A 14592-nucleotide genomic window follows, 5' to 3' on the forward strand; every position below is an offset into this window, starting at 1 on the left:
CCAAATGTCTGACCGCCCCAAAACGCCCCTGCTGGACCTTGTGAGCCGCCCCGCCGATCTCAAGCGGTTCTCGGACGCGCAACTGCATCAGGTTGCGCAGGAATTGCGGGCCGAGACGATTTCGGCGGTTTCTGTAACCGGGGGCCATCTGGGTGCGGGACTGGGCGTTGTGGAACTAACAACCGCGCTGCACGCTGTTTTCGACACGCCGCGCGACAAGATCATTTGGGATGTGGGCCATCAGTGCTATCCGCATAAAATCCTGACGGAACGGCGCGACCGCATTCGCACGTTGCGCATGAAAGACGGCCTGAGTGGTTTCACCAAGCGCAGCGAAAGCCCCTATGACCCGTTTGGCGCCGCGCATTCCAGCACGTCGATCAGTGCCGCACTGGGTTTTGCAGTTGCACGTGATCTGGGCGGTGTAACCCCAGAAGGGCTGGGTGACGCGATTGCCGTGATCGGTGATGGATCAATGTCCGCAGGCATGGCCTTTGAGGCGATGAATAACGCAGGTCACCTGAAGAAACGCCTGATCGTCATTTTGAATGACAATGAAATGAGCATCGCCCCCCCGGTTGGAGCCTTGTCCAGCTATCTGTCCCGAATCTACGCCGAGGCGCCATTCCACGATCTGAAAGCCGCCGCCAAGGGAGCTGTTTCACTTTTGCCCGAACCGTTCCGCGAAGGGGCCAAGCGCGCCAAGGAAATGCTCAAGGGCATGGCCGTGGGCGGAACGCTGTTTGAAGAACTTGGGTTTTCCTATCTCGGACCTATTGATGGGCATGATCTGGATCAGCTGCTGCCGGTTTTGCGCACCGTCAAGGCACGGGCAACCGGGCCGATCCTGATCCACGTCTTGACCAAGAAGGGCAAAGGGTACGCACCGGCCGAACAGGCCCGCGACAAAGGCCACGCGACTGCTAAATTCGATGTGGTTACGGGCGAGCAGAAAAAGGCCCCTTCAAACGCGCCTTCTTACACGTCTGTCTTTGGCAAGGCTCTGGTGGATGCGGCCGCGCGCGATGACAAGATCGTTGCGGTGACTGCCGCGATGCCAGATGGCACCGGGTTGGGCCTGTTTGCCGAACGGTACCCGTCACGCTGTTTCGATGTGGCGATTGCCGAGCAGCATGGCGTGACCTTTTCCGCTGCGCTGGCCGCAGGAGGGATGAAGCCATTCTGCGCGATGTATTCGACCTTTCTGCAGCGGGGATACGATCAGGTTGTACATGACGTTGCAATCCAGCGCTTGCCCGTTCGGTTTGCCATCGATCGCGCAGGTTTGGTGGGGGCTGACGGTGCCACCCATGCCGGGTCGTTCGATATCGCCTATTTGGCCAATCTGCCAGGTATGGTCGTCATGGCTGCCGCGGATGAGGCGGAATTGATGCACATGGTGGCAACCGCTGTCGCGCATGATGAGGGGCCGATTGCCTTTCGCTATCCGCGCGGCGAAGGTGTCGGAGTGGACTTGCCCGAACGCGGTGATGTACTGGAGATCGGCAAAGGCCGCATGATCCGAAAAGGCGCGCGCGTCGCACTTTTGTCTTTTGGCACGCGGCTGGCTGAAGTTCAGAAAGCAGCCGAGTCTCTGACCGCCAAAGGCGTTAGCCCAACCATCGCCGACGCCCGCTTTGCCAAGCCGCTGGATCGGGACCTGATCCTGGACCTGGCTGCGGATCATGAGGCGTTGATCACCATCGAAGAAGGCGCTGTTGGCGGGTTTGGCAGCCATGTGGCACAGCTTCTGGCGGATGAGGGTGTTTTTGACCGGGGCTTGAAATACCGCTCGATGGTCTTGCCTGATATCTTCATCGATCAGGCCAGCCCTGCAGATATGTATGCCGTTGCAAGTATGAATGCCGAGCAGATCGAAGCCAGGGTTTTGGATGTTCTGGGCGTGGCCTCGATCGGTGAAAAGCGCGCGTGATTCCGGCGCTGCGTTATCCGTATTTTGTTGCACCGATCTTCATGGGTAGAGCGCTGGAAAGACGGCTGAATGGAGTGCGTTTCCGATACGAGTACTAAGTACCTTTTAAACGGACAATTTTGTTTGGGAGTTTTGGTGCCCAGGAGAGGACTCGAACCTCCACGTCCATACGGACACTAGCACCTGAAGCTAGCGCGTCTACCAATTCCGCCACCTGGGCAGGTGTCGTGGAGCGGCGTTTAAGCTGACTGGCGGGGGGCGTCAACCGGATTCTGAATGAATTTTGAAAGTTTTTTGAATTCGGTTTTCGAACTGAGATTTTGGCCTGAATATTTCATGACCGGCGCGGCGAATTAGTGCCTTGTTTGGCTGGCCTGCGGGCGTTAGTTCTAGGGCGCAATTTCTCAGCAGGAGCCCTTTCATGTCGAAACTGGTGACGATTTATGGCGGATCGGGATTTGTCGGCCGCTACATCGCGCGGCGCATGGCGAGTGAGGGGTGGCGTGTGCGGGTGGCTGTACGACGCCCGAACGAAGCCATGTTCGTGAAACCCTACGGCGCCGTCGGACAGGTTGAGCCTGTGCTGTGCAATATCCGCGATGACGCCTCGGTCGCGCTGGCGATGCAGAGCGCCGATGTCGTGGTGAACTGTGTGGGTGTGCTGAATGAACTGGGCAAGAACGCGTTTGATGCCGTTCAAGCCGAAGGAGCCGAACGTATCGCGCGGCTTGCAGCCGAGCAGGGTATCGAACGGATGGTTCACATCTCGGCGATTGGTGCAGATGCAGGTTCAGCCAGCGAGTACTCTCAAAGCAAAGCGCAAGGCGAAGCAGGTGTTTTGAAGCATATGCCCAATGCCATGATCCTGCGCCCCTCGGTTATCTTCGGAACCGAGGATCAGTTCTTCAACCGTTTCGCCGGGATGACCCGCATGGGTCCGTTTCTGCCGGTGGTTGGTGCCGAGACCAAATTCCAGCCCGTTTACGTGGATGACGTGGCCCAGGCAGTGGTCAAAGGCATTCTGGGGCAGGCTGAGCCGGGCGTGTACGAGCTTGGCGGGCCGGAGGTGAAAACCTTCCGCGCCCTGATGCAGCAGATGCTTGAAGTGATCCACCGACGGCGCATCATTGTCGGCCTGCCGTTCTTTGGTGCCCGGATTATGGCGGGCGTGCTGGATATTGCGAAATTCGTCAGCTTCCAGCTGTTCCCGAACAACATTCTGACCCGCGATCAGGTCAGGAATCTGCGCCATGACAATGTGGTATCTGAAGGGGCCAAGTCCTTTGCGGATCTTGGCATTGCGCCGACCACTCTGGAATCGGTGCTGCCGGAATATCTTTGGAAATTCCGCCCGTCGGGGCAGTATGACGACATTCAGAACTCGGCGAAAAACCTGCGTATCTGATCAGCTGTAGGCCATGTACAGCAAGGCCGCGCCCAGTATGACGCGGTAGACCACGTATGGTGTAAAGCTAACACTGCGCAGCAGTCGCATCATAAGGCTAAGCGCCAGAAGTGCTGAGACAAAAGCAAATGCCGCGGCAATGGCCCCATCCCGGGCCAGTTGCGCATCAGCGTCGCGTATCACGTCCAGTGCAAGCAGTGTGCCAGAGGCCAGAATGGTTGGGATTGACATCAGCATGGCAATCCGCGCGCCGTCTGCTCGGGTATAACCCAGTTGACGGGCCCCTGTAATGGTGATCCCGGACCGCGATGTTCCGGGGATCAGCGCAAGAACCTGCCACAGTCCCATGACGAAAGCATCGCGAATACCCCAGTCGTTCGCCTCTTTCGTCTGGGGACCTTTCTGGTCGATCCAATAAAGCAGCAGGCCAAAGCCCAGCATTGCCCACCCGATTACAGTGATCGAACGCATGGCCTCGCTTAACCCGGTCAGATGCAGGATCAGACCTGCGATCACGGTTGGAAGTGTCGCAATGATCAGACCAAGAGCCAAACGGGCCTGCGGCGTATCTGTCCGGCCGGTCAGGGCGCGCGGCACCCCGGCAAGCGCCTGCTTCACATCCGTCCAGAAATACAGAACGACCGCACCAAGGGTTCCGACGTGCACGGCTATGTCTATGGCCTGGCCCTGATCCTGAAGGCCCGACAGATTCGGCAGCAAGATCAGGTGACCCGAAGACGAAATGGGCAAAAACTCAGTTATTCCCTGAATGATTGCCAAGAGAATCAGGTGGAAAAGACTCATCTGCCCTGCCGTGCTGCCGCCACGTTTTTTATGTGGTGTATGGCTATAAGGGTGGTGGGGAAAAGGAAAGTCTTCATATAGGTCCGAATCGTACCTAAAATTTCCTTTAAGAATTGCAGATTTCAAGTGGGAGGGTGAAGAATTCCCACAAAAGGTCAGCATATATGACTTTTCATCCGTTTGCGCATCGCATAAAGAAATCCAACCAAGCCAATTCATGGAGTCTGACCCGTGGCCAAGCAACCGATGCTGAAATTTGTGCAGATCGACCGTGTCATGCCGGAAAAGCGTGCCGCCAATGACCGCAGAGAAGACTTTAACGAGATCTATGCCGAATTCGCCGCCGAGAAAGCAGCAGAACAGGCCAGCCGGTGCAGTCAATGCGGTGTGCCCTACTGTCAATCGCACTGCCCGCTGCATAACAACATTCCCGACTGGTTGCGGCTGACTGCAACGGGACGGCTGGAAGAGGCTTACGAAACCAGCCAGGCGACAAACACCTTCCCCGAGATTTGCGGCCGCATCTGCCCGCAGGACCGTTTGTGCGAAGGAAATTGCGTGATCGAACAATCCGGCCACGGAACGGTCACCATCGGCACGATCGAAAAGTACATTACCGACACGGCGTGGGACAAAGGCTGGGTCAAACCAGTGGTCCCTGCGGCAGAGCGCCGTGAAAGCGTCGGTATCATCGGTGGCGGGCCGGGCGGTCTCGCCGCGGCGGACATGCTGCGTCGGGCCGGTGTTCAGGTCACGGTCTATGACCGCTACGACCGTGCGGGTGGTCTGCTGATGTATGGCATTCCGGGCTTCAAGCTGGAAAAAGAAGTCGTCCAGCGGCGTAACGACCTGTTGGCGGACGGCGGTGTCGAGTTCGTATTGAACTGCGACGTGGACGCCGCCAAATTCGCGGAAATTCACGCCAGGCATGACGCGGTCATCCTCGCAACGGGCGTTTACAAGTCGCGGGATCTGTCCATGCCGGGCAGTGGTCTTGCCGGGATCGAGAAGGCAATCGATTTCCTGACCGCATCAAACCGTAAAAGCTTTGGTGACGCTGTTGAGGATTTCGACAACGGACGGCTGAATGCCGAGGGCAAGAAGGTTGTCGTGATCGGTGGTGGTGACACCGCGATGGATTGTGTGCGCACGTCGATCCGTCAGGGCGCGACGTCAGTCAAATGCCTGTACCGTCGTGACCGTGCAAACATGCCGGGTTCGCAGCGCGAAACACAGAACGCCGAGGAAGAAGGCGTGGTTTTCGAATGGCTCAGTGCGCCCAAGGGATTCACAGGTGACGACAAGGTTTCCGGCGTGATGGTGCAGAAGATGCGCCTGGGGCAACCCGATGCATCTGGTCGCCAGGCCCCCGAAGTGATCGAAGGCGCGGACTATGTCGAGGACGCCGATCTAGTGATCAAGGCGCTGGGTTTTGAACCCGAAGACCTGCCCACCCTGTTCGGGCAGCCCGACCTGCCCGTCACCCGATGGGGAACGGTCAGGGCAGCATTCCAGACCGGGGAAACCGAAATGGAAGGTGTGTACGCGATCGGGGACATTGTGCGCGGTGCCTCACTGGTCGTATGGGCGATCCGTGACGGGCGCGACTGCGCCGACGCGATCATCGACCGGTTCAACGCCAGGTCAGCCGTCGCGGCGGAATAACCCCAGCTTTCAGGAGGGTTCGAAATGTCGGAACTTCAAGGCCAATGCATGTGTGGTGCGGTCACTGTAACAGCTACACCAGCGCGGGATGCGCTGGGGGCGTGTCACTGTGATCAATGCCGTCGGTGGACCAGTTCGATGCTGGTGACCTTTCAGGCGAAAGAAGGCTATGCAGCGCTGGGCCCGGTCAAGACATTTACCTCGTCCGACTGGGCAGAACGTGCTTTTTGCGGCGATTGCGGATCCTCGCTTTGGTATCGGATCACGCTGCCGGGTGAGATGCACGGTCAGACACAAATGGCGGCTGGCCTGTTCGAAAACGCAACAGGTAACTCGCTGAAACTTGAACTTTATATCGACAAAAAGCCCGAGGGATATGCGTTCGCAGGTGAACGTCGGCAAATGACCAAAGCCGAGGTCGAAGCCATGTATTCCCCCTCTGACGAAGGAGACAGCCAATGACCAAATATGATGCCGATTGGGTGCGGGCAGAAGAAGCAAAACGCAAGTGGATGGCCGAAAATGGTCTCTACTCCGAGGCGGAAGAGCATTCTTCGTGCGGTGTGGGCCTTGTTGTGTCCGTGGATGGCAAAAGGTCGCGCAAGGTGGTGGATGCCGGAATTGACGCGCTGAAAGCGATCTGGCACCGCGGGGCCGTTGACGCGGATGGCAAGACCGGCGATGGCGCGGGCATCCATGTGCAGATTCCAGTTCCCTTCTTCTATGATCAGGTCCGCCGGACCGGTCACGAACCCAAGCTGAATGAGCTGATTGCTGTTGGTCAGGTTTTCCTGCCCCGCACCGATTTCGGCGCGCAGGAGCGGTGCCGGACCATCGTCGAAAGCGAAGTTCTGCGTATGGGCTATTACATCTATGGCTGGCGACACGTGCCGGTCGATGTGACTTGCCTTGGGGAAAAGGCCAATGCAACCCGACCCGAGATTGAGCAGATCCTGATCTCGAACTCCAAGGGTGTGGACGAAGAAACTTTCGAGCGCGAGCTCTATGTCATCCGCCGCCGCATCGAAAAAGCGGCTTTGGTGTCGGGTATCTCGGGCCTTTATCTTGCGTCGCTGTCCTGCCGGTCGATCATCTACAAGGGTATGATGCTGGCCGAACAGGTCGCTGTATTCTATCCCGATCTGATGGACGAACGCTTTGAATCGGCATTCGCGATTTACCACCAGCGTTACTCGACCAACACGTTTCCGCAATGGTGGCTGGCGCAGCCATTCCGCATGCTGGCCCACAACGGCGAGATCAACACCCTAAAGGGCAACATCAACTGGATGAAAAGCCATGAAATCCGGATGGCCAGCGGCACTTTTGGTGACTATGCCGAAGATATCAAGCCGATCATCGCAGGTGGCTCGTCAGATTCTGCCGCATTAGACTCGGTTTTCGAAGTGCTGGTGCGCGCGGGACGGTCGGCCCCGATGGCGAAAACCATGTTGGTTCCGGAAAGCTGGTCCAAGCAAGCGGTCGAGCTGCCGCAAGCGTGGCGCGACATGTATTCCTACTGCAACTCGGTGATGGAGCCATGGGATGGCCCGGCCGCGCTGGCGATGACCGATGGACGCTGGGTTTGCGCCGGCCTGGACCGGAACGGACTGCGCCCCATGCGGTACGTTGTGACTGGCGATGGCCTTGTCATCGCAGGATCCGAGGCCGGAATGGTGCCGATCAACGAAGCCACAGTGACCGAAAAAGGCGCGTTGGGGCCGGGTCAAATGCTGGCGGTCGACATGAAAAAGGGCAAGCTGTACCGCGATACCCAAATCAAGAACAAACTGGCCCGCGCGCTGCCGTTTGGCGAATGGGTTGGCAAGATAAACGATCTGGACGAAACGCTTGCGGGTGTGGCCGAAGCGCCGATCTTTGCGGGTGGCGAGTTGCGCAAGCGCCAGATTGCTGCGGGATACTCGGTGGAAGAGCTGGAACAAATCCTTGCTCCGATGGCGGAAGACGGCAAGGAAGCCTTGGCATCGATGGGTGATGATACGCCCTCGGCTGTTTTGTCAAAACAATACCGCCCGCTCAGCCATTTTTTCCGTCAGAACTTCAGCCAGGTGACCAACCCGCCGATCGACAGCCTGCGTGAATACCGCGTGATGTCGCTGAAAACCCGGTTTGCCAACCTCAAGAACGTGTTGGATGAAGACAGCAGCCAGACCGAGATTGTGGTTCTGGAAAGCCCCTTTGTCGGTAACGCGCAATGGGACAAACTGGTTGAGAACTTTGATGCGCCGCTGGCGGAAATCGACTGTACCTTCGAGGCTGGTCAAGGCGCATTAAGCGCGGCTTTGACCCGTATCAGAGCCGAATCCGAAGAGGCGGTGCGATCCGGTGCCGGGCATATCGTCTTGTCTGATATGCGGTCGGGCGAGGATCGGATTGCGATACCAATGATCCTCGCGACCAGCGCTGTGCATTCTCATTTGACGCGTCAGGGTTTGCGGACCTTCTGTTCATTGAACGTCCGTTCGGCTGAATGTGTGGATCCGCATTACTTTGCCGTTCTGATCGGCTGTGGCGCGACTGTGGTGAACGCCTATCTGGCCGAGGATTCTTTGGCTGACCGTATCGACCGCGGTTTGTTGGACGGAACCCTGACAGAGAATGTCGCACGCTATCGCGAGGCGATCGATCAGGGCTTGCTGAAGATCATGGCCAAGATGGGCATCTCGGTCATTTCGTCTTATCGCGGTGGTCTGAACTTTGAGGCTGTTGGCCTCAGCCGTGCCATGGTGGCCGAGTATTTCCCCGGTATGACCAGCCGTATCTCGGGCATAGGCATCAAAGGTATTCAGGCCAAGGCCGAGGAAATCCATGCCAAGGGCTGGAGCAGCGGGCTGGATGTGCTGCCCATCGGTGGTTTCTACAAGGCGCGTAAATCAGGCGAGACCCACGCGTGGGAAGCGACCTCGATGCACATGATGCAGATGGCCTGCAACAAGGCCTCGTATGAGCTGTGGAAACAGTATTCTGCCAAGATGCAATCGAACCCGCCGATCCATCTGCGCGACCTGATGGATTTCAAACCACTGGGCAAGCCGGTGCCGATCGAAGAGGTGGAATCGATCACCTCAATCCGCAAACGATTTGTCACGCCAGGTATGTCGCTGGGTGCATTGTCGCCAGAAGCGCATAAAACACTGAACGTGGCGATGAACCGGATCGGTGCGAAATCCGACAGTGGCGAAGGTGGCGAAGACCCGGCGCATTTCGTGCCTGAACCCAATGGTGACAACCCTTCGGCCAAGATCAAACAGGTGGCTTCGGGCCGGTTTGGCGTGACCGCTGAATACCTCAACCAGTGTGAGGAGCTTGAGATCAAGGTCGCTCAGGGTGCAAAACCCGGTGAGGGTGGCCAGTTGCCGGGTATGAAGGTTACTGACCTTATTGCGCGCCTGCGCCATTCGACCAAGGGCGTGACACTGATCTCGCCGCCGCCGCACCACGATATCTATTCGATCGAGGATCTGGCGCAGCTGATCTACGACCTGAAGCAGATCAACCCGCGCTGCAAGGTGACGGTCAAGCTGGTTGCGTCCTCGGGCGTCGGAACGATTGCTGCCGGTGTGGCCAAGGCGAAAGCGGATATTATCCTTATTTCGGGTCACAATGGCGGTACAGGCGCGTCGCCTGCGACCTCGATCAAATATGCCGGTCTGCCGTGGGAGATGGGTCTGACCGAGGCGCATCAGGTTCTGGCAATGAACAACCTGCGGGATCGCGTCACCCTGCGGACCGATGGTGGCCTGCGCACCGGGCGCGACATTGTCATGGCCGCGATGATGGGGGCCGAGGAATACGGCATCGGTACCGCCGCACTGATTGCAATGGGCTGTATCATGGTGCGTCAGTGCCAGTCGAACACTTGCCCGGTGGGCGTGTGTACGCAGGATGAATCCCTGCGCGCCAAATTCACCGGCAATGCGGATAAGGTCGTCAATCTGATCACCTTCTACGCGCAGGAAGTGCGCGAGCTGCTGGCCAGCCTCGGCGCGCGTTCGATTGATGAAATCATCGGTCGGGCCGATCTGCTGGCTCAGGTCAGCCGTGGGTCCGCTCATCTGGATGATCTCGATCTGAACCCGCTGCTGATCACTGTCGATGGGGCACATAACATCATCTACAACCGCGACAAAGAGCGCAACGCGGTGCCGGATACGCTGGACGCCGAAATCGTTCGCGATGCTGCCCGGTTCCTGAAGGATGGTGAAAAGATGCAACTGTCTTATGCGGTGCAGAACACACACCGGACCGTTGGAACCCGTGTGTCCAGTCATATTGTGCAGAATTTCGGGATGCGGAACACCTTTCAGGACGACCATCTGCATGTGAAGCTGCAAGGCTCGGCCGGGCAATCGCTGGGAGCTTTTGCGGCCCCGGGTCTGAAGCTGGAAGTGTCGGGTGATGCCAATGACTATGTTGGTAAGGGCCTGTCCGGCGGCATGATCGTCGTACGCCCACCACAGGTCAGCCCGCTGAAAGCAGATGACAATACGATCATTGGCAATACGGTTCTTTATGGGGCCACCGACGGGTACCTGTTCGCGGCCGGTCGCGCCGGTGAACGGTTCGCGGTCCGGAACTCTGGCGCCAAGGTTGTTGTCGAGGGGTGCGGTTCCAACGGGTGTGAATACATGACCGGCGGTGTTGCCGTTATCCTTGGAGCGATCGGAGCCAACTTTGGTGCAGGCATGACAGGCGGAATGGCCTATCTGTATGATCCCGAAGGCAAGGCCGAGGCGCTGATGAACAGGGAAACGCTGGTCACTTGCCCGGTCACTGTGGACCACTGGGAAGAGCAACTGAAAACGCTCATCATGCGCCATGCTGCTGAATCGCAAAGCCGCAAGGCTGCTGATATTCTTCAGCACTGGGATGTGGAAAAAGGCAACTTCCTGCAGGTTTGCCCAAAGGAGATGCTGAACAAGCTCAGCCACCCGCTGAGTGTTGAAGCCAAAGCAGTTCCGGCGGAGTAAGCCGAAACCTATTGTCCCTAAAAGCCCCGCGTGTCATTTGCACCACGCGGGGTTCGTATGTTAACGACGTTTCAGTGCAGGTCTTGCCCGTTTATCCGAAAATCGCCAATCTTTCTTCACACTCAGGCGACAATCATGGGCCGAACTAGGCACCAGTTGATAAGCAGACAGGGGCAACCGGATGCCAACACCGTATCAGGATCAGTTTTATACTTTCGATCCAGCAAACCCGCCGCCTGCGGGAACGGCAGTCGCTGTTAGCAGTTTCACTTTAGTCGATGCTGATGATGACAACGAAATCGATGCGCCAAGTGGTGACACCGTCAACGGTCAGGACGTCACGAATTCCTGGCCAGGGGACACTGTTACCATCAACGTGGCGGGCGTCGGGAACGTAACCTATACGGGCACCACGTTTTATCTGGCTGACGGATCTCGGGTATTCACACCGACAGACGGTCAGGTCCTGCAGCCGGGAACATTTGTTTCAGCCACCTTCGTCAACACACAGGGGCCGCTGAATGTCGGCAATTTGGGTCCACCCTGTTTCACGCCGGGCACCATGATAATGACCCCGGATGGGGAACGCGCGGTAGAAGATCTTGAAGTCGGCGATCTGGTCACCACAGTGGATCATGGCCCCCAGCCTTTGATCTGGGTTGGGCGTACAGTGGTGGCGGCCGAAGGAAAGCTGGCCCCGATCCGGTTTGAGGCCGGGGTGTTCGACCTGGATCGTCCGCTGCTTGTTTCGCCTCAGCATCGGATGCTGGTTGAAGACTGGCGGGCCTCGTACCTGTCCGGGCACGCTGAAGCGCTGATTCCCGCACATGCTCTGGTCAATGGAAAATCGGTGACCCGGGTGGAAGGTGGCGAGGTGGAGTATTTCCACCTTTTGTTCAAGCAGCACGAGATCGTCATTGCCAATGGTGGCAAAAGCGAAAGCTACTATCCGGGGCATGCGTTGTCGGCCTCGGACCGCGAAACGCAGAGCGAGGTCTTGCACTTGTTCCCTGAGTTGGCAGGTCATGATCCGATGTCGGTGGAAACCGCACGCCCGGTTGTTCACCCGCGCGAAGCGCGTGCCTTCGCGATTTAGGCCGTTTCAAACCCGGACCGCGCGTCGTATAGCTGAGGTATGGCGAAGAAAGCAGCCCGCAAATCAAGCGGTAAGAAAAACAAGGCATCCAATAGGAAATCACCAACGGTGCGCCAGATTCGCCGTTGGCTGACTCGTGTGGTTGCGGCAACTGCCGGAGCTTTGCTTGCGATAATCCTGTTGTATTCGGTTGTGAACCCACCTGTAACACATACGATCTGGTCGGAATGGCGCCGATTGGGAAAGGTTGAGCGCGAATGGGTGCCGATCGAGGAAATGGCCCCGATCATGGCGCGTTCGGTCGTGGCAGCAGAGGATGCAAATTTCTGCCTGCACTGGGGATTTGACGTAGAGGCCATTCGCGATGCGCTTGAGGACGGCGGAAATCGCGGCGCCTCGACCATTACACAGCAAGTGGTAAAGAACGTATTTCTTTGGCAAGGGCGCAGTTGGATACGCAAGGCACTGGAAACTTCGATCACTCCTGTGGTCGAAATTTTCTGGAGCAAGCAGCGCATCCTTGAGGTCTATCTGAATGTTGCTGAGACCGGGAATGGCGTTTTTGGGGTCGAGGCTGCCGCGCAAAGGTATTTCAACACCAGCGCTTCAAAGCTTACCTCGGTTCAGGCGGCGCGGATTGCCGCCATTCTGCCGTCACCGCGCAACAGATCGGTCACTGACCCGACGGCGCGAACGCGAAGGCGGGCGGCATCTATTCTGGATGGGGCGGCCACCATCCGCGCAGATGGTCGCGCAGATTGTTTCGAGGATTGAAACCCGTCGCCTGCAAAGGCTAAATCTGTCGGGTACTCACTGGTTCGATTGGAAGCCCATGGCGCGTCTGTTTCATGTTCCCCTCTCTCCGTATTGCCGCAAGGTTCGGCTGTCCCTGGCGGAAAAGAAGATCGAGGTTGAGCTTGTCGAAGAGCGATACTGGGAGCAAGACCCCGACTTTTTGCGCCGAAACCCTGCGGGCAAAGTACCAGTATTGCGTCTGGACGGGCAAATGATGTCGGAAAGCGCGGCGATCTGCGAATATATCGAGGAAACCCGTCCCGAACCGCCATTAATGCCAAAAAGCCCCGAAGCCCGATACGAAGTGCGGCGCCTTGTCGGCTGGTTTGACGACAAATTCCACCAAGAGGTGACGTCGAAGCTGCTGTACGAACGGGTAAACAAAAAAGTGACGGGTCAAGGCTATCCGGACAGCAAGAATGTCAAGCTGGGTGCCAAAGCGATCAAGTACCACCTGGATTATATGGCATGGCTGCTGGATCACCGCCGGTGGTTGGCCGGTGACCAGATGACACTGGCTGATTTCGCGGCGGCGGCGCACCTGTCTTCGCTGGATTACATCTCGGACGTGGACTGGAACCGCAGCCAGGTGGTCAAGGACTGGTATGCCAAGATCAAGTCTCGACCGGCATTTCGGTCCATTCTGGCGGATCAGGTGCCAGGGTTCCGGCCGCCGCCCCATTACGCTGATCTGGATTTCTGATAGGGTACGCCAGGGGGGCTGTCTGCCCCCCATCGCGCAGATGCGCGATTCCCCCCGAGGATATTTTTGGCCAGATGAAGAGCGGATCGGATTTGAAGGAAAAGCTGGTTCAGCAGGCCCTTGCAGAGGGGTTTGTTGCGTGCCGTGTCTGCCGCCCGTGGGATGTTCCAAAGGTTCCCGAGCGTCTGGCCGCATTCCTGGACGCCGGGTATCATGGGCAGATGGGGTGGATGGCGGAGCGGACGCATTGGCGCGGTGATCCTGCGGCCCTTTGGCCCGAGGCGCGATCAGTGATCATGCTGGCAGAGAGTTACACGCCGGAACATGATCCGACAGACGTCTTGAAGCAAAACGGCCACGGGGCGATTTCTGTCTATGCGCAGAACAAAGACTATCATGATCTGGTCAAAAAGCGACTGAAGCGCCTGGCGCGGTGGCTGATTGCCGTGGCGGGCGGCGAGGTTAAGGTGTTTGTTGACACTGCACCCGTGCCGGAGAAAGCCTTGGGGCAGGCTGCCGGGTTGGGCTGGCAGGGGAAACACACAAATCTTGTCAGCCGGGAGTGGGGTAATTGGGCCTTTATAGGGTCTGTTTTTTCAACTTTGGATATACCCGCAGATCCTGCTGAGATTGATCGCTGCGGGTCTTGTCGGGCCTGTTTGGACAGCTGTCCCACGGACGCCTTTCCGGGCCCGTATCAATTGGATGCACGACGGTGCATTTCCTATCTGACCATTGAACATAAAGGCCCTGTGGAGCCCGAACTCCGCGGAAAGCTGGGCAATCGAATCTACGGCTGTGACGATTGCCTGGCGGCTTGCCCGTGGAACAAGTTTGCGGTTGCCGCAAGTGACATACGCTATGCCGCGCGCGAAGATCTGGCAGCGCCTGCGCTGGAAGAGCTGGTGGCGCTTGATGATCCTTCTTTCCGAGCGAAGTTCTCTGGCTCGCCCATCAAACGGATTGGGCGTGACCGGTTTGTGCGCAACGTGCTTTACGCCATTGGAAACTCGGGGCATCCGAATTTGAGGGCTGCGGCCCAGAGTTTGACAGATGACCCGGATGAAACCGTAGCCGACGCAGCGCGCTGGGCGGTGGAACAACTTTCATAATTGCCGCAAACAGGCTGGACGTGTCGGCCCCAATCGCTACACCAATCTGCAGCGAACAGTAAGGAGAACCCGATGGCGCTGGCTTTAG

The 14592-nt window shown here is 57.7% G+C and carries 10 protein-coding genes and 1 tRNA gene; 9 read left to right on the forward strand and 2 right to left on the reverse strand.

Annotation, left to right across the window (positions count from 1 at the left end; translation table 11 throughout):
* Window positions 1–4: 4 nt before the first annotated feature.
* Window positions 5–1933 (forward strand): 1-deoxy-D-xylulose-5-phosphate synthase, encoded by a 1929-nt coding sequence (gene dxs, locus AC2FND_RS10870; RefSeq protein ID WP_496769683.1) that lies wholly within the window; start codon window positions 5–7, stop codon window positions 1931–1933.
* Window positions 1934–2066: 133 nt separating this feature from the next.
* Here dxs and AC2FND_RS10875 read toward each other — a convergent pair.
* Window positions 2067–2153: transfer RNA gene (locus tag AC2FND_RS10875), tRNA-Leu, on the reverse strand.
* Between the two features lie 201 nt (window positions 2154–2354).
* Between AC2FND_RS10875 and AC2FND_RS10880 the strand changes: the two genes are divergently transcribed.
* Entirely contained in the window at window positions 2355–3338 is a 984-nt protein-coding gene (locus AC2FND_RS10880; RefSeq protein WP_496769685.1) for a complex I NDUFA9 subunit family protein, read from the forward strand.
* On the opposite strand, the gene AC2FND_RS10885 is transcribed toward AC2FND_RS10880, so the two are convergent.
* Window positions 3339–4142, reverse strand: a complete 804-nt coding sequence (locus AC2FND_RS10885) for an undecaprenyl-diphosphate phosphatase (protein ID WP_496769687.1) — start codon at window positions 4140–4142, stop codon at window positions 3339–3341.
* Between the two features lie 231 nt (window positions 4143–4373).
* On the opposite strand from AC2FND_RS10885, the gene AC2FND_RS10890 reads away from it, so the two are divergent.
* The 7 genes from AC2FND_RS10890 (at window position 4374) to queG (ending at window position 14504) form a co-directional block, all read left to right on the forward strand.
* Entirely contained in the window at window positions 4374–5807 is a 1434-nt protein-coding gene (locus tag AC2FND_RS10890; RefSeq protein WP_496769688.1) for an NAD(P)-dependent oxidoreductase, read from the forward strand.
* A 24-nt stretch (window positions 5808–5831) separates the two neighbouring features.
* Window positions 5832–6269: a GFA family protein gene (locus AC2FND_RS10895; protein WP_496769690.1), complete on the forward strand. Its 438-nt coding sequence runs from the start codon at window positions 5832–5834 to the stop codon at window positions 6267–6269.
* Window positions 6266–10798, forward strand: coding sequence for a glutamate synthase large subunit (gene gltB, locus AC2FND_RS10900; RefSeq protein WP_496769692.1), 4533 nt, complete (start codon window positions 6266–6268; stop codon window positions 10796–10798). Before AC2FND_RS10895 ends, gltB begins: the two co-directional genes overlap by 4 nt.
* 181 nt (window positions 10799–10979) lie before the next feature.
* The gene (locus AC2FND_RS10905; RefSeq protein WP_480909857.1) at window positions 10980–11894 is read left to right on the forward strand and encodes a Hint domain-containing protein; all 915 of its coding nucleotides are present in this window, start codon (window positions 10980–10982) and stop codon (window positions 11892–11894) included.
* 39 nt (window positions 11895–11933) lie between these two features.
* Window positions 11934–12668 carry a monofunctional biosynthetic peptidoglycan transglycosylase gene (mtgA, locus tag AC2FND_RS10910; RefSeq protein ID WP_209598911.1) on the forward strand — a complete coding sequence of 245 codons (735 nt, stop codon included), beginning with the start codon at window positions 11934–11936 and terminating at the stop codon, window positions 12666–12668.
* A gap of 58 nt (window positions 12669–12726) precedes the next feature.
* On the forward strand, window positions 12727–13392 hold the full coding sequence (fzlA, locus tag AC2FND_RS10915) for an FtsZ-binding protein FzlA (protein ID WP_480920493.1): 666 nt from the start codon (window positions 12727–12729) through the stop codon (window positions 13390–13392).
* 74 nt (window positions 13393–13466) lie between these two features.
* Window positions 13467–14504, forward strand: a complete 1038-nt coding sequence (gene queG, locus AC2FND_RS10920; RefSeq protein WP_496769694.1) for a tRNA epoxyqueuosine(34) reductase QueG — start codon at window positions 13467–13469, stop codon at window positions 14502–14504.
* The last annotated feature ends 88 nt before the right edge of the window (window positions 14505–14592 follow it).

Source organism: Ruegeria sp. BHSB056 (assembly GCF_059613305.1).